At 60.8% G+C, this 21,802-nt stretch carries 13 protein-coding genes; 10 read left to right on the forward strand and 3 right to left on the reverse strand.

Translation table 11 applies throughout. From position 1 onward, the window contains the following. The first annotated feature begins 447 nt into the window (after positions 1–447). From PSRA_RS06170 to PSRA_RS06195, 6 genes are all read left to right on the forward strand, one after another. The gene (locus PSRA_RS06170) at positions 448–2,211 is read left to right on the forward strand and encodes a serine/threonine protein kinase (RefSeq protein ID WP_094661034.1); all 1,764 of its coding nucleotides are present in this window, start codon (positions 448–450) and stop codon (positions 2,209–2,211) included. Further along, a complete protein-coding gene (locus PSRA_RS06175; protein ID WP_094661035.1) occupies positions 2,208–3,086 on the forward strand; it encodes a hypothetical protein in 879 nt (292 codons plus the stop codon). Before PSRA_RS06170 ends, PSRA_RS06175 begins: the two co-directional genes overlap by 4 nt. Beyond that, a complete protein-coding gene (locus PSRA_RS06180) occupies positions 3,083–7,930 on the forward strand; it encodes a hypothetical protein (protein WP_143516363.1) in 4,848 nt (1,615 codons plus the stop codon). The genes PSRA_RS06175 and PSRA_RS06180 overlap by 4 nt, the downstream gene beginning before the upstream one ends. Before the next feature lie 120 nt (positions 7,931–8,050). Then, positions 8,051–8,344, forward strand: a complete 294-nt coding sequence (locus PSRA_RS06185) for a WXG100 family type VII secretion target (RefSeq protein ID WP_094661037.1) — start codon at positions 8,051–8,053, stop codon at positions 8,342–8,344. 215 nt (positions 8,345–8,559) lie between these two features. After that, a complete protein-coding gene (locus PSRA_RS06190; protein WP_158216341.1) occupies positions 8,560–13,044 on the forward strand; it encodes an FtsK/SpoIIIE domain-containing protein in 4,485 nt (1,494 codons plus the stop codon). A gap of 1 nt (position 13,045) precedes the next feature. After that, positions 13,046–13,717 (forward strand): FHA domain-containing protein, encoded by a 672-nt coding sequence (locus tag PSRA_RS06195; RefSeq protein WP_094661039.1) that lies wholly within the window; start codon positions 13,046–13,048, stop codon positions 13,715–13,717. A 103-nt stretch (positions 13,718–13,820) separates the two neighbouring features. Here the strand turns inward: PSRA_RS06195 and PSRA_RS09380 are convergent, their stop codons facing one another. Both PSRA_RS09380 and PSRA_RS06200 read right to left on the reverse strand, forming a co-directional pair. After that, entirely contained in the window at positions 13,821–13,991 is a 171-nt protein-coding gene (locus tag PSRA_RS09380) for a hypothetical protein (RefSeq protein ID WP_158216342.1), read from the reverse strand. 77 nt (positions 13,992–14,068) lie between these two features. Next, positions 14,069–14,755, reverse strand: coding sequence for a hypothetical protein (locus PSRA_RS06200; RefSeq protein WP_094661040.1), 687 nt, complete (start codon positions 14,753–14,755; stop codon positions 14,069–14,071). Positions 14,756–15,202: 447 nt separating this feature from the next. Here PSRA_RS06200 and PSRA_RS06205 point away from each other — a divergent pair, with 447 nt between their 5' ends. The 4 genes from PSRA_RS06205 to PSRA_RS06220 all read left to right on the forward strand — a co-directional run bounded on the left by PSRA_RS06205 (position 15,203) and on the right by PSRA_RS06220 (position 20,251). Beyond that, entirely contained in the window at positions 15,203–16,756 is a 1,554-nt protein-coding gene (locus PSRA_RS06205) for a hypothetical protein (protein WP_094661041.1), read from the forward strand. Between the two features lie 62 nt (positions 16,757–16,818). Further along, complete coding sequence (locus PSRA_RS06210; RefSeq protein WP_094661042.1) at positions 16,819–18,345, forward strand: hypothetical protein; 1,527 nt, start codon at positions 16,819–16,821, stop codon at positions 18,343–18,345. Beyond that, positions 18,342–19,568 (forward strand): hypothetical protein, encoded by a 1,227-nt coding sequence (locus tag PSRA_RS06215; RefSeq protein WP_094661043.1) that lies wholly within the window; start codon positions 18,342–18,344, stop codon positions 19,566–19,568. Before PSRA_RS06210 ends, PSRA_RS06215 begins: the two co-directional genes overlap by 4 nt. Next, positions 19,565–20,251 carry a hypothetical protein gene (locus PSRA_RS06220; protein ID WP_094661044.1) on the forward strand — a complete coding sequence of 229 codons (687 nt, stop codon included), beginning with the start codon at positions 19,565–19,567 and terminating at the stop codon, positions 20,249–20,251. The genes PSRA_RS06215 and PSRA_RS06220 overlap by 4 nt, the downstream gene beginning before the upstream one ends. A gap of 172 nt (positions 20,252–20,423) precedes the next feature. Here PSRA_RS06220 and PSRA_RS06225 read toward each other — a convergent pair. Beyond that, a partial coding sequence (locus PSRA_RS06225; protein ID WP_158216343.1) for an IS3 family transposase occupies positions 20,424–21,802 on the reverse strand: 1,379 nt, incomplete at its 5' end.

The following is a 21,802-nucleotide window of genomic DNA, read 5'->3' on the forward strand; positions in this document are numbered from 1 at the left end:
GGCGCGGGACGTGTTTTCATCCCGGACCTGACGCGTGCCAAGATGCATGCCGATTCCCGAGCCAGCCTCGCATCGGCTTCGTTCACCGCACGCTTCGCTGCACGTACGATTCCCAGTTCCACTGCACGCGCCTGTCCCCCGCACTGCCGCATTCGCGAACGGTATGCCAGGTCCGCGACTCCGCATGCCGATTCGCGAGCTGCCCCGCTCCGCCCCGCTCCACCGTTCGTCCCCGCCATTCGCTCCATCGCGCTCCACGCGCTCCGCCCAGCTTCACCACGCATTCCATCCCGTTTCGCCGCCTGCCACTCACCCCGCACCCTGCCTCGCACCAGACTCCCATTCCACCGCCCGCCCCACCCCGCTCCCACAGGCCAATTGTCCCTTGAAAACATTATGTTGGAGTACATATAGTGAGAAGATATCCACGAGACGAGGGGCACACCTATGGCTGGGGTAGGAGAAGTGATAGCCGGGCGGTACAGGATCGACAAGGTGATCGGTCACGGCGGCATGTCGACCGTCTATCTTGCGACCGATACGAAGCTCAACAAGCAGTGGGCGCTCAAGGAGATCCGCACCGTCGGCGACGCCGAGCAGCGTGACGTCATCATCAAGGGCCTGGTCAACGAGGCGAACCTGCTCAAGGGCCTCAACCACCCGGCCATTCCGCGAATCGTCGATCTGTTCCAGACGGACGCGAAGAACGCCGACGAAATCTACATCGTCATGGATTACGTCGAGGGCCGCACCCTCAGCCGCCTCGTGACGAAGAAGGGCCCGCAGTCCGAGCAGGTCGTCGCCGACTGGGGCGTCCAGCTTTGCGACGTGCTCGATTACCTGCATCGCCGCAACCCGTCCATCATTTACCGCGACGTCAAGCCGTCGAACGTCATGCTCACGCCCGACGGCGCCATCCGCCTCATCGATTTCGGCATCGCCCGCGAGATCCCCGGCAAGGGAACCGAAGGCCGCACGCTGCTGGGTGACCCCCGCCCCCTCGGCACCCAGGGCTTCGGCGCGCCGGAGCAGTTCGAGGACGGCGCCCCCATCGACGCCCGCACCGATATCTATGCGCTGGGCGCCACGCTGTTCTATCTGCTCACCGGCGTCAACCCGCACACGAACCCGATGAAGCCGATCCGCCAGATCGACCCCTCGCTGTCCGAGGGTCTCGAGGAGGTCATCCTCAGGGCCACGCAGCAGGACCCGAACAAGCGCTACGCCGATTGCGCGGAGATGGCCTACGCCCTGCGTCATTATCGTGACCGCGACGCCGCGCATAACCGCGCCTTCAGGCGCCGCGTGAGGATCTTCAACGGCCTCGTGATCGCCGCCGTGGTCTGCCTCGTCCTCGGCCTGGCCTGCATCCCCGCCGGCAACGCCAGCAGGAACAAGGACTACGACTACTGGATGCAGACGGGCGCGCAGAGCACGAACGATGCCGCCGCCGAGCAGGCCTACAGGAACGCCACCAAGGCCAAGTCCGATTCCATCGAGCCGTACGAGAAGCTGATCGCCCTGTACGAAAACGACGGACAGTTCTCGACCAGCGAGGAGCAGACCTTCAACACGCTGATCGTGGAGAACACGCAGGACCTCTCCAAGAACAGCGACAACTGGGGCACGCTGTCATACGACACCGGCCTGATGTACTGGTACTTCTACACCCCGGATTCCGCCGTCGCGTCCGCGTCGTCGTCCGCAACCTCCGCCGAGGCCGACGAGCAGGCCCGCGGCCTGAGGGTGCGCGCCGCCTCGCAGTGGATGCACAACGCCGCCGATTCCACGGCCGACATCAAAGACAAGGCCGCGGTCTACGCCGAGATCGCCGACTTCATGACGCAGATCGACGCGAAGATCAAGCAGGGCACCGATTCAGGCTACAGCAAGCACTTCGAGGAGCTGCGCAAGCTCGTGGAGAACAGCCAGGATGAAACGAACCCCGTTATGAGGCTCGACGTGGCGAACCTCACCCTCTACGCACTCCAGACGTATCCGCGCAACTTCCGCGCCGAGGGAATCAGCAAGGACGATATGCTCGCCCTCGCCCAGAGTGCGGTGGACCTGGCGCAGGGCACGACCGTGAACGCCAGCGACTCCACCCAGGAGAACAACAGGAAGCGCGCCATCGATTCGAAGGACGCCACCACCACAGCCATTGAGAACGCCTTCATCGACGTCACCGGCCAGAAGGGAAACGAAGCATGACGTACACAGGTTGGAAAACGCTTGAGATCATTCTTCTCGTCGCCGCTGCCGTGCTTTTCATCGCGGCGGCCATCGTCTGGCGCGTGCTGCGCGTGCGCCAGGCACATCAGGCACTGAACGGCCAGGACAGGGAGCGCGAGATCGAGATCCTGCGCTCGAGCCGAGTGGGAACCTGGCTCGATCCGGTCGAGGACGAGCTGCGCGCCGAAACGGGTGTGTCTTCGCGTCCGGCGGAGCGCGCCACGCGCGAGCAGTCCGCCGATGAGGTGAAGCAGCCCACCAAGCGCACCCGCACGCCGAAGTCCGCTGCGGGCAATCGTGACAGGAACCCCGGCGCGCCGACGTCTCTCAACTCCGACGCCGAGATCGACGATTCCTCCGAAACCGAGCTCGCGCGAACCTCCCTTGCCAAGAAGCGCAGGAAGCGCGCGGCGTCCAACGACGACGAGGTCGAGGATTACACCCCGACCACGCTCGCAGGGCGCGATGAGGAAGACGATTCCACGCCGACCGTTCTGGCCGGCCGCGGTGATGAAGAGGATGACGATTACCTGACCGAGCTCGCCGGAGGCGACGAGGATTCCGCGCCGACCGTTCTGGCGAAGCGCGGGTCGAAGCGTTCCGCCGCGAAGAAGGCAAACGATGCATCCGACGACGATGACGCGCCGACCGTGCTCGCGGGAATCCGCAAGCACGGCGTGAGGCAGACGGTCGACGCCGATGATGACGAGGATTCCGCGCCGACCATCCTGTGGCATTCCGATGCCGAGGATGCGAACGTTCCGCAGGGCGCGGCAGATAATACAGACGATTCCGAAGACGAAGCTCCTACCGTTCTGGCTAACGGCAGGAAGAAGAAGGGAGGCAGGCGATGAGGACTCGCACTGCTATTACGTGGGCGGCCATGATCTGCCTGTCAGGCACCCTGACGTGCGCCGCCTTGAGCTCACAGCTCGATCATGCGACGGCCGACCAGGATTTCACCTCGACGTCGACGGTGACAACCGACCCGTCGTCGGCGGAGCATCCGCTGTCTGCGCTTCTGCAGACGCCGACGCCGTCCGCCGGCCCGTCCGTGAGCGACACCGCCACGCCGACCGCGGATCCGACGCCGAGCTCCGACCCCACGGGAACCGATGAACCCGAGCAGCCCGCTGTTGTGGTGAGCGGAGTCATGACGTCGTCCAACCCGAACACCACGCTCGCCGCCAACGGCATTGTCATTGCCGGCGCGACGTACGATGGCGCAGATCCGTCCGAGGCAAGCGTGCAGCTGACCCTGACGCTCGCCGATGGCTACACCTTCAGCGACGCCGATGGCAAGAAGCCGGCGGCGACGTACAAGAACGCCGACGGCACCGACCAGACGGCCACGCCCGAGCAGCTGACCATCGCCCCCGGCAACAAGAACGACAACGGGACCATCACGACCGCCTACGTGACGCTGACTTCCAATTCCTTCAAGCAGTACAAGACGAGCGGCATCACGGTGTCCGGCATCTACAAGGCCGTTCCGGCCAAGGCATCGGATACCACCGGTGACACGTCGTCTTCCACGTCGTCCGCCACGCCGACTGATACCGCTTCGCCGACCGATAGCGCCACGCCGACCGATAGCGCCACCCCGACCGATGGCACAACCCCCGGCGACGCCGATAACACCATGACCGCCGGCGATCCCGTGGATTCCGTCGTTCTCGGTACTGTCGAGAATGCGCCCACCACCATCGACCTTGATCCGATCAGCGGCATTAAGGCCACGGTGGTGCCGATGCGTGGAGACCCCACGACCGACGGAGACCCCATCGACATCGTCCCGAAGGGCACCAACCCCGGTACCCAGTATGCGAGGGCTCTCAGGCTCACGATTACCGATCCCGCACTGGCAGATCGACAGGCGGCTATCGGCAATGCCAACTGGTTCCTGAAGAATGGCAAAGAGTCGCCCGTGCAGACGATTTCCGGCGGCCCGCAAAACGACGGGCAATACGCCATCGCCCTGAATGCCAAGGCCTTCCCCGGCGTCACCTCCGGATCGGTCACCTATATCATTGATGCGCAGGCGCCGAAGATCAGCTCGAATTCCGCTTCCGAACAGCCCGTTATCAAGCGCAATGCCGCTTTCAGTCACAATGTGACGATTTCGGCCACGGATTCGGATCCCAACGGTATGGCATCCGGCGTGGCCAGCCTGACGTTCAAGGGTACGTATACCGATTCTGACGGCAACGAGCAGAAGATTCCCGACGCAACCGGCTCCAGTTTCACCGCGACGCTTCCCGATGGCACATACGATGTGAACGAGATCACCGCCATTGCCACGGATAAGGCCGGTAACCAGAAGTCGGAGACGCTGAAGGAGATTCTCGGCGACCAGCTGGGTGGTGCCGATAAGCTGTATATCGCAAGCCGCAAGGATGTGGACTTCAACAATCTCGCTACGGCGAGGATTGACGGCACCACGCTTTCCATCGAGACCAAGTCGGTTGCGGGTGCGGACGTGGCGTGGGATATGCTCGCAGAGAGCGACGACCTGCTGACCTATCAGACCTATGATGGCGATTCGGCATCCCACGTCGTGAAGGCCTCCGAGATGACCGGTGGCAAGTTCATTCACATGATTGCGCTGAACGATGGCAAGTACGATATCGCCGAGCCCGCAGCCGACATCCTCTCGTGGAAAGACACGGGCGATCATATCGTCGACACCACGGCGCCGACCGTCAAGGCGACCGCCGATGACAGCATCTTGGGTGCCATCTCCCAGGGCAGGGAGGCCAAGGACGTCCCGGTCGGTTCCTCCAACAAGGATGTCCTTGTGGTCAATGGTCCGCTGACCTTCACCGTCACCGGCTACGACTGCTACCCGGGTCATGACTGCAGCGCCGACGATTCCGGAACCTATGGTGTCGCGAGCGGCACCGTCTCCGCGATAGTTCGCACGAATGAGGATGGCGATCCCACGGGCACCGATGGTCCGAAGTCTGACCCGCATACGATGACCGTTACCCTGAGCAACACCGGCATCTATGACCTCGACAACATCACCGTTACCTTTACCGACAAGAACGGCAATCCGAAGGACGATGCGCAGAAGAGCCAGACCCTCAGGCAGCTGCTGCTCAAGCAGTACCCTCAGCTCACGCAGCTTAAGGACAGCTCGTCCATCCTCGTGCTCGGCGATCACTACCAGCAGCCGAGCGTCCAGTCCCTGGACGTGGAGAACCAGTCGGGCAACCCCGCGTCCACGGAAGAGCACTACTACTTCCGTGGCGGTGTGACGGCGACGTTTACGGTTAAGGACGACTGGCATAAGTTCACGCAGGCGCTGTTTGGCGGCACCTCGGTTTCCACCCTGACCAAGGGCGAGGGAGCGGACGGCGACCAGCCGACTGTCAACGATCTGTGGAACCAAGGCGGCACCTATCCCATCGCCAAGTCCGTGGAGGGGCACTACAACTTCACGGTGACCTATCCGGATATCAAGAGCGGCCAGGCCGATGCGATCAAGGGCGCCTATAACAACAACCACGGCGGCGAAATCGTACTCGACTGGACGGCCCCGACCCTCGGCTCGCTGACGCTGTCGAACCCGGGAATCCGTAACGGAAGCCTCAACGTGCAGACGCAGCCCGTCACCGTGACAATCAACGGCGTCACCGACAGCGTCTCCGGAGTGGACGACCGCACGGTGGCCTTCGCAGACTACGGCTTCACCAAGCTCGACGGCTCGGAGCCCCACCCGGTGTCCGCGAACGGCGCCATCTCCTTCTCCTTCTCCGGCGACGGCCAGAGCCTGTCGCTGGGCAACACGAGCGTGAAGATCAGTGACGCGGCCGGCAACTGGGCGACCACGAGCGTGCTCTCCGACTACACCGGATTCCAGACGACCGCCGACAACCAGGTGCTGGGCCTGACGGACATCGTCGTGGACACCCAGGCCCCGACGCTGTCCGTGGCCTATGACAACAACGATGTGCGCAACGGCAAGTATTACAACGCCGGCCGCCACATGACCGTGACCCTCACCGAATCCACCTTCCGCTTCAGCCGCGTGCAGGACCCGGCGAACGGCATCGTCACGCTGACGCGCGACGGCCAGCCCTACACCCTGCGCCGCACCGATTTCACCAATCCGAGCGGTGACGGCAAGACGTGGATCGCGCAGTTCGACTGCGCCGAGGACGGCGAATGGGTGTCGTCCGCGAGCTTCACCGACGTGGCGGGCCGCACCGCCGCATGGAACGACGATTTCATCGTCGATACCACGAAGCCGGTGCTGACGCTCACCTTCGACAACAACGCGGTGCGTAACGGCAAGTACTACGACGCCGCCCGCGTGGCCACGCTGACGGCCACCGAGCGCAACTTCGACACCTCGGCCACCGCCTCGCCCATCGTCACGACGGATGCCGACGCCGCCGGCCAGCCTGGCCCCGCCTCCTCCGGATGGAGCGATGCGAACGGCGACCAGGTGTGGAACGCTACAGTCGACTTCGCCGCCGACGGCACGTATACGATCACCGCGCATGTCACCGATCTGGCCGGCAATGTGTCGGACGAGGTGTCGTCGCCGGAATTCGTGATCGATGCGACCGACCCGACGCTCGACATCACGAACGTGACCGACAAGACCGCCTACGCCGACCGCGTGATTCCTGAGATCCAGGCGACCGACAAGAACGCCGACGTCCAGACGCTGACCTACACGCTCAAGGGCGTGCGCCGCGGCAACGTGGCCTCGAAGCTCACGTCCACCAACCTCAAGAGCGACGCCGACCGCACGCAGACGGTCAGCTACACCGATTTCCCGCATGAGGTGGAGGATGACGACGTCTACACGCTGGAGGCCACCTACACCGATCTGGCGGGTAACTCCACGCATAAGGCGGTGACCTTCTCCGTCAACCGCTTCGGCTCCACCTACCTGTTCGAAGGCGATACCTCCGACATCGTGGGAACGTATATCAAGCAGGCGCAGGACGTCGAGGTCTCCGAGATCAACGTCTCCGGCCTGGACACCCAGGATTCGAGCGTGGTGGTGTCCAACGGCACGACGTCCGAGACCAAGACCCTCGGCGACGGCGACTACAAGAAGGAAACCGTCGACGACCAGGGCTGGAGCCGCACGAAGTACACGCTTCCGGCGAGCAACTTCAAGGACGACGGCTTCTACCGTGTGGTGCTGACCTCGCGCGACACCGCAGGCAACCTCTCGCAGAACACGATGGATAACAAGAACGCCGACCGCGACGGCAATGCCGCGATCCAGTTCGCCGTGGACGGCACGGCGCCCGTCTCGTCCATCGCCGGCGTGGAATCCGGCCAGCACTACATCGCCGACTCCAAGGACGTGCACGCCACCTCGAAGGACAACCTCGGGATCCAGACGGTGACCGTGAGCGTGGACGGCGTGCAGCGCGGACAGTGGTCCGGCGACGACTTCGATCCGCAGACCGCGGTGGTGCAGCTGGCGGCCGACGGCGACGTTCACTCGGTAACCGTCTCGACCATCGACGAGGCCGGCAATGCGTCCACCGCCACCTATGACGGCATCGTGGTGGCGTCCAGCCAGTGGCAGTACCTGATGAGGCACCAGCTGGTGCTGGTCATCGTCTCGTTCCTCGCCCTGGCGATTGTGCTCGCCGCCGTGGTCGTGATCATCGCGGCCCTGCGACACCGCCGGAACGAACGGAAGCGACAGGCGTTGAACGCCTAGCGCAACTTCCGATGCCCCTGGCCGATCCCACCGATCCCAGGGGCATCGGCCACCATCTGTGCCACCGACATCCGCCGGTGGCCGAATAAAGGAAGACAATCAACAGAAGGGGAGGCTATCATGGCCAATCTCAATGTGTCCTATGCGGATATCGAGGCGACGGTGTCCCGCCTGCAGCAGGGACAGAGCGATCTGAACCAGGAACTTCAGAATCTGAAGGCCCAGGTCGATGATCTGGTGAGCTCCGGCTTCATCACCGACAAGGCTTCTGGCGCGTTCCAGCAGTCCTATCAGGAGTTCACCGATGGCGCCACCAAGACCGTGAACGGTCTCGAGGGCATCTGCGATTACCTGAACAAGGCCCAGCAGGCTATGCAGGAGCTCGACTCCCAGCTCGCAAGCCAGCTTCAGTAGCCGGAGCGTATTGCAGCGAACGGGCGGTATGGAGATTTTCGCGCGAATCTATGATTCCCGGGAATCCATACTGCCCGTTCGCTTTCTGACGCCACCGTATGTCGCCTTCCGGGGTGATTAAATGTGGCGGCGCAACGCGAAGATGCGTCGCAGGGATTTCGTGGGGACCATGACGGAAGCCGGGAAAGGGGAAACGATACGATATGAGGGGACTTGTGACAATCAGCGGAGTGGTGTCGAAGACATGCTTCTCCGCCTATCTCGATGTGCATGACGACGATGCCATCGGAGCCGTCCTTCCGTCGCTGATGAATATGTCCGCGGAAATCGGCGCACCGCCGGCTATCGCCATTGATGGGCAGGTGGTGACGCCACAGACGACATTCGGCGAGGCAGGGATCCACGAAGGGTCGTGGATTTCCCTCGCCGCGGATGCCGCTCATGGCGAAGGCCTTGTCAATCCATCCATCGTGGCTCCGCGAGGTAGGGGATCCTTCCAGCTTCGCATCATGAGCGGGGCGGATGCAGGACATATCTATGACATCTCAAGCGGAATCATGAGAGTCAGCGAGATTCTGGACCCCGACCATACGTCGCGTGGCATCGACGCCATCATCGACGTCTCGGAGGACGGAATCGTTACGCTCATCCCGGCGGTTCGCAGAGGCGAACCGCTCAAGAAAAAGCATCTGTGGAGCAAGCGTCAGTTCAGGATGCATTCCGACATCTACGTGCATGATGAGGAGGTCGTCTCCCCGCGCAGAGTACAGCTGGGTGAGTCTATCGAGTTTCCTGAGTGCACGATTGCCGTGACCCAAGGTATTGAAGGCACCAAGGTGGACATGCAGTCTTCCGACGGGCACCTCAGGTATGCACGCCCTCCGAAGATCGGCGATTCCATCGAGGATCGCAAGCTGCGGCTTCCCGTGGAACCCAAAAAGCCGATGCGATCACCTATCCCCATCGTTCCATGCCTGATACCGATAGTGATGAGTGCCGCGATGGTGTATTTCACGAAAAGCTATACGATGCTTATCTTTGCCGCGATGTCTCCCTTGATGATGCTGTCATCGTATTTTTCCGGCAACCATGCCGCGCATAAACATTACAAGGAGAAGATGAGGGATTACCGGGAGCTTTCATCCGCTATGAGGAAGGAAGCTTCTCAGGCAGTGGAACGAGAAGCGGCTCAACTTCACGAGGACTATCCTGATCCGACCCGTGTTTTTGACGCCTGCGTCGTTCCGACGGATATGCTCTGGAACCGGCGTGAGACGGATGACGCATGGCTTCGACTGCGTGTGGGAACCGGTGACGTCGAATCCCATGTGACCCTCGAGGATCCGAACCAGATTGAATTTGACCGTATCAAGAAGTGGACGCTGCGCAATGTGCCCGTCACCGTCTCCTTGGTGGATTCCCATTGCATCGGTTGCGCGGGGGAGGAAGAAGTCCTGTTCCTTCTTGCGAAATGGATGGTTATCCAGCTGGCCGCCTTGCATTCCACTCGCGACCTCGCCCTGTACCTGCTGACGCCCCATAAGCAGGATGACCGAATGTTCAGCATGGACTGGCGCTTCGCTCAGTGGCTTCCCCATTTGAAGGTCATGACGGGCGGGAATGCCGTCAGATCGATTGGTGTGACCGCCGAGGAACTTGCCATGCGCATTTCCGAACTCGTGTCCATTCTCGACCGTCGGCTGGGGGAGAAGCGCGAACGTTCCCTGTCTCGATGGTCGGGCAGCTGCATAGTCGTCATCATGGAACATGCGCATATGCTTCGCACCATGCCAGGCATGGTGCGAATCCTGCAGGAGGGGCCGCAGGTGGGTATCTACTCGCTGTGTGTTGACGCCGATGTAAGGCTTCTCCCTGAGGAATGCCAGACCGTGGTTCTTGCCACGTCCCGTGGTCTGACGATTCGAAGCAATGTGATGGGCACCGTGTCAGGGGTCAAACCCGATATGGTGAGCTCCGAATGGACGGATTCCGTGGCTAGGACCTTGGCTCCCCTCGAGGATGGAAGCCCCGAGGACGAGAGCATGGGCGTTCCGTCTTCCAGCAGGTTGTTGGATGTATTGGATATGCCCGAGCCGAATGCGAGGACGATTGAAAGCCGTTGGGATATGCATCCGCGGTCGACGGTGTGCACGATCGGCGAGTCGGTCAGCGGTCCGTTCAGTATCGATGTGTCGAAGGACGGCCCGCATGGCCTGGTCGGTGGCACGACTGGCTCGGGCAAATCCGAGCTGCTGCAGTCGATGGTTGCGTCACTGGCGGTAGCGAACCGACCCGATGCCATGAATTTCGTGCTGGTGGATTACAAAGGCGGCGCTGCTTTCAAGGACTGCGTGAAGCTGCCTCATACGGTGGGCATGGTGACGGACCTTGACAACCATCTGGTCCGGCGTGCGCTGGATTCGCTGGGGGCCGAGTTGACGCGCCGCGAGCATATGCTGTCGGGCGTGGGAGCGAAGGATATTGAGGATTACTGCGACATGCGTTTGGCGAATCCATCGATTCCGCCGATGCCCCGCCTCATGATCGTAATCGACGAGTTTGCGTCGCTGGCGCGTGAGCTTCCGGATTTCGTCAAGGGCCTGGTGAATATCGCACAGCGTGGACGCTCCCTCGGCATCCATCTGATTCTGGCGACGCAGAGGCCGGCGGGCGTGGTCTCTCCGGAGATTCGCGCGAATACGAATCTGCGCATTGCTCTTCGCATGACGGATGCCTCGGAAAGCCAGGATGTCATCGATGCGAAGGATGCGGCGCTGATCAGCAAGGCGACACCAGGTCGTGCCGTCGTCAGACTGGGATCGAGTTCGCTTGTTCCGTTCCAGACCGCGCGCGTCGGCGGTCGCTACGTTGCCCCGAGTCTTATCGCGAAGGCTCGCCGCGAGGAACCCTACGCGCATACGATGTCCTTTGAGGATCTCGGCAAGGCGGCTCCGAGCCGTCCCAAGAAGAAGGGGGCGGACGGAGACGTCGCCGTGACGGACCTGAAGGTACTGGTGGAGGCAATCATCCAGGCATCGGATGAAATAGGTGTTCCGGAGCAGCGCAGACCATGGCTGCCCGCCCTGCCGACGAACATCCCGTGGGAATCGTTGCCTGCGGCATCTTCCGGCGCTTCGGTCAGTATTCCGTATGCATTGGGGGATTTCCCAGGGCAGCAGACGCAGGTCCCTGTTTGCTTCGATGCCTCGACGATGGGCAACCTGTATATCATCGGGTCGCCGCGAAGTGGAAAATCCACGGCACTACGCACCATAGCCTATGCGGGGTCCGTCCTGTATTCCCCGATTCAGTTGAAATTCCAATGTATCGATGGCGGTGGTGGGTCGATGGCCGCCCTGTCGGCGCTTCCCAATGTCGGAAACGTCGTGATGCGCGAGCAGACGGGAAAGATTCTGCGCCTGCTGCGCAAGCTGGACATGGAACGCTCACGTCGCATGGCGCAGCTGTCCACGGGTGGCTACGGCAGCATTGATGAATTCAATGCAGCTAACCCCGCCCTGTATCTCGCCCATATCATCGTGCTCATTGATTCGTGGGATGGTTTGAATTCCGTTCTGCAGACATATGACAACGGCAGCATCATCGACAGGCTTCAGGTCATGATGCGTGAGGGTGCCATAGCCGGCATCCATTTCATTGTCAGCGGTGACAGCGCGTTGCGCTCAGGGAAGATGCTGACTCTTGCGAATTCCAAGGTGGCGTTGCACCTTGTGGATTCCATGGATTATTCCATCGTGGGCATGACATCGCATGATGTGCCTGAGAAGGTCCCGGAGGGACGAGGATACCGATCTCCGGACGGGGCCGAGATCCAGATTGCCTTGGTCGGCGGAACCGCGGACGGGCAGCAGCAGACGGAATATATCCGGTCCATGGGCCAGCGTCTGTTCCAGCAGCGGGACTATGGTCTGTCGCCCTCTCAGCTTCCAATTGTTATCAGCGAACTTCCACAGAAACTGAGTCTGGGACAGTTGCTCCAGAGTATCGATTCCACCGACATGGCGGTGCACGGAGGGGCTTTGCCTCTTGGCATCGGCGGCGAGGACAACGAAGTCGTGTGGTTCGACCATAGGGCGACGACCGTCCTGCCGATTTTCGGAACTCAGGGAAGCGGCAAGAGCATGGCGCTTGCCGTCATCGCACGTCTTGCGGCGGAGAGGGGAATACGCACACTGCTGGTTGCCCCGCCGAGGAGTACCGTCCTGAGGGATTTTGACAAGTATGACACCATCGAGATGGTGAAGCGGCCGCAGGAGTTGACGGCGGAGATGGTCGACCGTTATGCGCATGACCCCGATGCACTCATCCTGATCGATGATTGCGCGCGGTTTGCCTCGGCACCGGGTGGCAACGCACTCAAGCAGATGATGGCGGAGGACGATCCGCGGACCGAAGCATGCCTTGTGGCGACCATGGGCACCAAGGACCGGGTCGGTTTCTCGGATTGGCCTGTCGAAATTCGCAAGCGGGAGAACGGCATTCTGCTCCGGCCAGAGGAAGTCGGCGATGCCACGCTGATAGGAAGCAGGCTAAGGGCTGCGCAAGTGAGGAACGAAGCACCTGTCGGCAGAGGTTTCATACACCTTGGTTCCCAGAGGGGAAGTGTTCAATTGGCTTACGATGAGAGCGTCGGCACATCCACGGGATATTTTGACGCTTTGCCGGTGAAGGAGGCGTGATATGAAGAAGGACAGGAAGGGTGACGACGCCCCTCAGTGGACTGATCGCCCCCATTGCACAATGTATTCCGAACTTCCCGTTCTGCCGCCTGTCTATGAGCCGTGGAAATCCCAGAATCTCGATTGGAATGCCATATCCCAGATGATTGGCGCGGCGCCGGAGCAGACCTTTCCCGGCGTCATTCCTACGGGGGCTCAGGGCGGGACATGGGATTCCGAAGTCCAGGCGTATGGCTCTGCCATGCCGCAACAGACGGGTGCTGCATGGCAACAATCCGACCAGTACGATGTGCCTTCGTCGGGCGCTACGGTCCTTGAGCTTCAGTTCTCTGACGGCCAGGCATGCGCTTTCACCCGGCGAGGAACCGTGGGGCGTATGCCGCCGGCACCCGATTCCGGGTACGACAGCTATGTGGTGCTTGTCGATGCAAGCCACCAGATTTCGAGGCACCATATGGAATTCGGACTGACCGATATGGGGCAGGCGTGGGTGATGGATGCCGGTTCGGCAAACGGAACATGGCTGATACACGAAGGTTCCAGCATGCAACTGGAACCTGGGGTTCCCGTCAGCGTCGTGGCTGGAGACTCACTGCGTCTCGGAGACCTCACCGCGATTGTCTGTGTCAGTGGCGAACTGGGACGTTTCGGTTCCGCCGCCATTGTTCGGTGATGTGTTTGCGCCTGTGCCGTCCGTGTCGTTGTCGGCTGATTCGGATGTGGTGGTATCAGGCGCGGACGGGTCTTGTGTTCCTTGAACCACTGTCCGCGGGATGTCATCGTGGATTCGTCTCTAAGCCCCGAAGCGCCGTCACCATGTCTTCGAAATACGTCTGCAGATTGGTATATCTGCGAAGAACGTCGGCAGCCTGTTCGGTGTCGCCGGGAATCGGGTTGCTTTCATACCCCGCGGCATCCCAGCGGAAGGAATTGGCGTTCGTCGTCATGTTAGGCTCCCTTGCTTTCTATCCGGGAATTCCGCGAACCCTATCTCGCCGAATTCCGTAACGTCTTCGAATGGCTCCTATGCTGCGTCGTATGGTTGCGCGGACGTCGATGAAGAATCCACCGCGCGCAGCGTCTGGGTCATCGCGTCGAAAAGCGCGACCAGCTCGTCTGCGTAGATCTCCTGATAGGCGGTTCCTGTGGCAACGATGATTCCTCGTGCGAAAGGCAGGAATGTTCTCAGCGTCGTAACAGGCACGGATGCCTCGTCGGAATGGTCGGAGGATGCTTGTGCCGAGAGCATGAGCTTTGTCACGGCGCGGACCCCGAGGCCTATGCCAGGGACCTTGACCTTCGTCAGTTCTACGATGTCGCCGTCATGGGGGTCGGGTTCGGATTCCCTGTCGAGCAGGGACCGTGCGATCGTCTCAAGGTCGTCGGCCTGCGTACCTGTCGGAGCGGCGTGAGGAAGCACCGCCACCGTGTAGCTTGCGATGACGTTGAGGGGCGCGTATGTCTCGGGAGTGGTGGCAATCGAATACCTGACGCCCGACTGCCAGGCGTTCCTCAACGTCGTTCGAAGGGCTTCGCGAAGCATTGGAACAAGCGTCTGTTCTTGCACGACCTTGCCGACAAGCGGCGCAACCATGGCGTCTATCTGCTTTTCGCGTCCCTTGGGCGACAGGTCCGTTTCCTTCCAACCGCGAGGCGGAACAAAAGTCACGGAATAATCGGGCAAGGCGGATGATGCGCTCGCGGTACTCATGAAAAGACTCCCTTCTTTCACTGTGCATTGTACCGGCGTGGTTGAACTTTGGATGAAGTCTGAGGATTCCGGGTGGCGAAAGGCTTACCGTATCGTGGGATATGAAGGGGCTGACGGAGGTCTGGACGGACTGAGGCGTCGCGCGCGGGATCGCGGGAGTCCTGGTGTGGGGGTCCTGGATACTGTGCCGAGGCGGGGTGCTGTGCCGATGGGCTTCTCTCGTGCCCCTCGGTGCGCTCTCGAGGTCGCTTGCGTCCGGCCGATGGCTTCGGCAAATGGCAGACATGATTAAGTCGTGTCTGGAATCATTGTGGATACGGGCAATGGCGTGCCAATATGGCTGTGCTTCAAATAATCTGATCAATGACAAGATACCCCACTTTTCGGAAGCCTGCCCATATAATTACGTAATTACGATTGATTCATAGTTTCGAGTAAGGCGAAAGCATGAATACTAACGCGGAAAACCTGCGGTGGGACGTTTTGGGGTATCCAACGAATCCGATTCCAGGCGATACGGATGAGATATCGCGAATCGCGTTGCGTTATAAAACGCTCTACGATACTTTCGCTGAAATGGTACGCGCATTGCAGAATTTGACAGATCAGACTTCCTCATCGCGCGGCCAGTGGGTTGATGAATTCCTGCGGAAAACAGACACGTTGTCCAACGATTTGGGTGCATTCGCAAACGCTTTGGAAGAAGTCTATCTTGCTGTTGAAAAATGGGAGGGGGAACTAGGGGCACACATTGATTCCGCCACTAGGGTGGTGCTTAGAGCCGCGGAGACATATGACTCTTTGCAACAAAAGCTGTACGCTTTGCAACAAGCGCAACTGGAATTTGAAAAGAGCCAGAGTGACTTTCAATCACTGTCAACGTATGACCCTGAGTATAGGAAAGCTGCCGAGGATTTCTCCAATGCTCGTAACGTTGTACAGCGGCAATCCACTTTCGTTAGTAATTATTCCGCTGATTTGGAAAACGATAGAAGAGACGCAGAACAAATCATCGAATCATATAGGAGTGACGGTCATCAGATTGCCATCACCATAGCCGATGCAGAGCACTATTTGCCGTCAGAGTCCACTCTCCAACGCGTAATCTATAGCGAAGGCTGGGACGTGACAGAGAAGGTTCTCAATATTGCAGCTAATGCCGCTGGATTGATTGCTGTAGCATTCGGAGGTTGGGTTGTAGTCGCAGCAGGAACTATCGCGGTCATCGCATGGCTCGCAAAGCAGACAAGAGAGAACGTAAAAGACGGTTTCAGCCTTCACCGTCTGCTGGTTACTGACGCGGCGGACAATATTCAGCTGTTCCTTAGTGTGCTTCCGGCAGGTAAACTTCTCTGGAATGCGAAAGCGGCGTCGAATCTTTCTGACGGTCTGTCGTTCTGCGGTTATCTGAACAAAGAGACTCAGCTTAACGATGGTCTGAAGCTGGCGAAACACTACTTGAGCGATTTGCGTATCAATAAGCAGTCGGCACGGAATGTGGCGGCATTGAGGGATTACGCTACACGCATGCGCTCAGTCAGTACCGATGCATCTGCGACTATTGAGCGATCGGCGAACAGTGCGGAAAGAAAGGCGAAGGAGATAGCCTCATCTCTGAAATCACGGTGGTCGCGGCAAGAACTTACTAAGGGAATTCAGAACATCGTTTCTGATTTTCCCATCGGGAAAGCTGGACAACATTGGAAAGCCTGGTGTAACGCTGCAAGGAGTTCATCGACGGAAAGCGATGCTCTTGTGGAAGCCGCTCGGCAATACGGTTGGGAGGGAATATCATCGGTGAAGAGCGCGAAGGTCGCGCTTTCTCTTGATGAAGCATCCGACTTGGCCCAGCTGTCGAAACCATTGTGGAATGGAAGCGGCAGCGCCCCCTCGCCAAAGGAGAGCGCCAGCAAATTCGCTAATCTTTGCAAGAACGAGCTGTTGAATGGCCTGACATCCGCGTATGTAGATGCCGCCGATGGCTTGGTCAAGGCATTCTGATATGCAGGGTCGATTCCGTCGCCGATGTTTGCGGCATTCGTCGTCCGTCGAGGAGGTATGGCATGCCGATCGATTGGCATGAGGTGTCGAAGGGCCGGCTCCGTCAATATGCGAACCTTCCGGATGCTCGAATAGTCCCTGTGAGTCATCCCATCACGGGGGATTGGTATGTCTTCGACACGGGTGAGTGGCGGTCCTGCCGCACGGTGCACGAGCTGTTCCGGTTGGAACTGGAACATGATAGCGACGGCAGGCATGCGTGTGCCAGGAAGCCGAAAGATTTCACGCGAGAGGTCGCTGCATGGAAGGCCATCGGCGAATGGGAGCCCGTCGTCGACGGCGGCGTCGTGTCACGCGCGTGGCTGGAATCGAAGGCCTCGGCATACACCAACAGGCTGCGTCAGGTGAAAGGCACGCTATGGGCCATGGTGCGCGGTCCGCGCATGTCTCCCGATGAGTGGACGATGCGCATCCGGGTTCTGTCTGGTGAATCATCCTTTCCGGAGGATTGGGCGGATTGGTGGAAGTCGATTGATGCGCCGCACTACAGACGCCGTTTCCAGGATCTGAGGAATGATGATTTCCGCACGCAATCGGCGGAGGCGCCCCGATCGCTATCTGTGGCATCCGTCGCCGTCGACCGTCGGGACGTGCTGGCACTTCCGGGTGAGAGGCAGACATCCTTGACGGTTTTCTTCCTCGCGGTTGCCGCGTTCGTCGCCATAACCGTCGGCTACATCACATGGAGCCTTGCCTTCATGGAATCGAAAGGATCATTCGGTGCATTCGACACGCCCCTGACGTACTACGTACTGGGCAACGGAAACACCGGTGCGGTCCTGCCCGGCCTGCCCGCTTGGATTCCGCGGTCCGTGGCGACTGGCATATCCACTGCGGTGTTCGCGCTGATGCTGGTGGGGTTGTTCTTCGCCGGTGGCGCGGGCATCCTGCTTTTTCCTTATCTTCGGATGAGAGGCCACCGGAAAGCGGGTTCCTATTTCGCCGTCTGTCTGTACTTTCTGGTCATCGTTGGCATGCTCCTGTACGGAAGGATCATCTCGGCGTTCATCCAGGACACTGTCATTCCCTCGGGACGACTGAGCCTGGCGCAGGTCAACGCGGTTTCAGCGGGAAGCGCCCACGCCTACACGTTCTGCACACTTCGCCACATCCTGCTTCTGGCGGCGATCCTGCTTGCCGTCACCGTGGCGTTCTCCGTATTGCTGATGCGACAGTTGCGTCTTTCCGAAACGGACGATGCCAGGGCGCTGCGAGTGCGTAATCTGAGGCGACGGCTCATTGCCTTTGGCGTGGGTGTCGTGCTGTCACTTCCGATAGCGGTTCATTCGTTCGATCCCGTGCGAATGGAAGGGGCGGGTGCGCCCTTCCTCCTGACGTACCTTGTGCTGTCGGCGCTGGTCCTGTTCCTGTGCACGACGTTGATTCCCGGCGAGGTCATGTATGCGTGGTTCGAGGCGGGTGTGCGGCTTCGCGCGAGGGCCGTGGTCCTGCCGGCTTTCTGCGCTGTTCTTGAGTTCTGCATCGCTGTGATGCTGGGCACGATTGCATTTTTGGAGGGATTGGTATGACGATGATATCGAATGCGGGAATGCCGGCGGATCGCTACGCGGACGGGCATGCGATAGGTGCTGCGCTGCGTGCGCTGGCAGATCGCTGCTCGGATGTCTCCGCGTCCGCCGACGACATCTGTGAATCGGCGTATGCTCTGCTGGGACAGACATCACTGGGCGATCTCGTTCTGTATTCGTTCATGGCCGGCGACGGGGACTCTCGGGGCAGGGCGTCCAGCTTCCTCGAACGAATGGCAGCCGATTGCGAACACATGGGTTTCGACACATGGTGTGTTTCGGTTCTGATGCGATGCGTCTCGGCGCAGGAGGGCGATGTGCCGGATGATGTCGGGGCTCTTCTTGCCAATCTCTTCCTGCGGTTCGGTAGGAACGATGCCGTTTCCGACCATCTTGCCTGGATGGTGCTAGCGGGCAGATTCACAGACGTCATCGACATCATGCTCCCCTCGGCGTCGGTGACGCCGGATGACGCGGCATCGATCGGCGAGCTCCTTCGGGATGTCAACGGCTTCGCTCTTGACAATGCTGCGGCGTTGGAACGTCCTAGGGGGACGTTCTCCACGGTATCCGAAGCGGCGTCCGTCGCGGCGGGCGTTGCAAAGACCGCAACGGATGTGACGAACGGCTCTGCAACGCGAGGCGAGCGAGATTCGGAGCCGTCTACGGAAACATCGTATTTCGAGGCATGGGATTGCTTCTCCGAACAATACCTTTTCGACGCAGGGCGTTTGTTGTCTTCGCTTGCCGAACTGGATGGAAACGGTGCAGGGAGGGATGCCGCCGTGTCGGCCGATATCCCTGCGATGCCGCAGCAAGTCGAGGAATTGCTGCTGTCGGTGGTAGGGACGATTCCCTCGTACGGACCTTCCGGATGGCCCGCATGGCGTGATTCGATCACGGATATCGTCACGTCCTACCGAAACCTGTCGGGCGCAGCTGGTCTTGCCATGCTACCCGCTGTTGCGATGACGGTTGCCGCGGAGGATGTTGACCTGGCTGGCGGCGACGGCCTTGAGAGGCTTCGCTGGGTTGCGCAATCCATGTCGACGATTCTCCTGATGCGTGTTCCGGATCATCATTGGTCCAGAAATCTTGCGACGTCGTTGCTCTCGCTGCGTGCAGACGACTATCTCGCAGCCGTCGAGGAATACCGGGAGGAACACCGTGAGGGCACGACTGGCACCTTCTGGCAGGACGCATCGGAAAGGAACGGGGCATGACAACCTCGTGGCTTGAATACGCAGCGATAGCCGCGGTCGTCGTGACGCTGACAGCGGCGGTGACGCGCCTTCCGCAGTATCAGCGGTTGGAAAGCGATGCGGTGACGCGGTGCCAAGCGGCGGAAAGCGCCTCCATGGAAGCGGAGTCGTCGTTCTCGTCCGTCACGGCTCCCTATGAAAACACGTTCCTTGATTCATCGTATAAAGACAAATACATCCTGACCGACTCCGGAAGGGACGACATGACGATGCTGCTCACGGTTTCGTCGCTCCCCACCATGCCCGTGTCATGTGTTAGCGGTATGACGCCGTATGACGCGTCATCCCTTGCCGCGGAGTGGGAGTGCTGGCTGCGCAACGCGCAATTGCAGGAAACACAGTTCCGGGAGCTGGCCGAGGTGGTCGATGTTTCCCATGAGGAGCGCATTGCCCAGGTGGACGCCGCGATAGACGATTACGAATCGTCTTTGGCGAAGCTGGAGGCGTGTTACGAGAAACGTGGCTTGGCCGATCAGATGGTTGCCGTCACGGATTCCAAGAGGGCCAATCTCGGTCTGTTGCGTCATGCCCAGTCCGTCGGGTATGACCCGGGTAGGATCGGTGACGATGAGGCGGCCGCGCTGAGGTTCGTCGACCTTGACTGCGCCGACCTGCATGATCAGATCGAGATCTGGTCCCATTGAGAAAAGAAATCGCCGCCGGAAAACACGGTGTTGCTTCATAAACGAGCGAAAGGAACAGAAAATGGCCGAAAACGGACTGAAAATCGTTGAGAACGAGGTAAGCCTACTAATTGATCATTTTTCCGGTAGGGGGTGGTGCTGTTTTGTTGGACTGCGTTGTCGTTGGTTTTCATTATGCCATGAGTCCGAGCTCGCGTCGCCGCGCGGTGATGCTGGTGCCGAATTCGGTCTTGATGCGTTCGTCGCGGTACCACGTCATGTACTCGTCGAGCCTGCGGATGAACTCCCGCAGGGAGACGCCCGCGAAGGAGCGCTTGTGGAAGAACTCCTGCTTGAGGCGTCCGAAGAAGCCCTCGGCCGCCGCGTTGTCGGGGCTGCAGCCCTTAGCGCTCATCGAGCGCACCAGCCCGTTCTCCTCGCAGATCGAGATCCACCCGTCCCACCGGTAGTGGCATCCCCGGTCCGAGTGGATCACGGGTCTCTCGCCCGGTTTGAGCGCGGCGCATGCCTTGCGCAGCATGCCGTTGGACAGGGACGAGTTCGGGCTCGTCCCGATCGTCCATGCCACGGGCATGCCGTCGTAGCAGTCGATGACCGGCGACAGGTAGACCTTGCCCGCGGGGATGGAGAACTCGGTGATGTCCGTGACCCACAGCCTGTTGGGCGCGTCCGCGTGGAAGTCGCGGTTGACGATGTTCGCGGGCGCGTCGGACAGCTCGCCCTTGTACGAGGAGTAGCGGCGCGAGCTCTTGAACGGGGGCACCAGACCGTTGCCGGTCATCAGGCGCATGACCCGCCTGGCCGACACGACCGTGCCCCTGAGGCGCAGCGCCGCCCACACGCGCCGGTACCCGTAGCGCCGGCCGCTGGCCTCGAACACGTCGCGTATCTCGTCCAGCAGGGGCCCGTCCTTGTCGGGCAGGTCCCTGACGCGCCTGTGGTAGTAGTACGTGCTGCGCGCGACGCCCACGCGCGCCAGCAGGGAGCCGACGGGCTCGCCGGTGCGTTCGGCGACCCGGTCCGCGAGGAGGGACCTTTCCCGGTTCGACAGGTTGTCAGGGTCTGCGCCCGGCTCTTTTCCCAACAGCTCGATCGTGTCCCGGCGGATCTCGAGGTCGATCTCGAGGTCCCTGAGCTCCCGGCAGCGTTCCCGCGCCTTGCCGCGCAGGGACTCCGCCTCGCCGCGCAGCTCGTCCGCCTCGCCGCGCAGGGACTCCGTCTCGCCGCGCAGCTCGTCCGCCTCCCGGCGCAGGGCGTCGGCCTGCTCGCGCAGGGACGCGATGACCCGGAGCAGCTCCTCCACGTCCGCCGCCGAGACCGCCTCCCCGGCCCCGGCGGCCGGCTTGGCGGAGGCCGGTTCCGCGGCCTTCCCGGCCCTCCCCGCGGCCTTGGCGGCAGGCTTTCCCGCCGCCTTCCCCGCGGCCTTGGCGGCGGGCCCTCCGGCCCCTCCCGTCCGCGCGGCGTCGGCCGCGCCGGCGCGCACGGCGCGCCCCGTCACGTCATCCATGGTCGGCTCCTCCAGTCCGCCGGGGTCCCGGCCCTCCAATCCTC

The organism is Pseudoscardovia radai, assembly GCF_002259605.1.
Lineage (GTDB): Bacteria > Actinomycetota > Actinomycetes > Actinomycetales > Bifidobacteriaceae > Pseudoscardovia > Pseudoscardovia radai.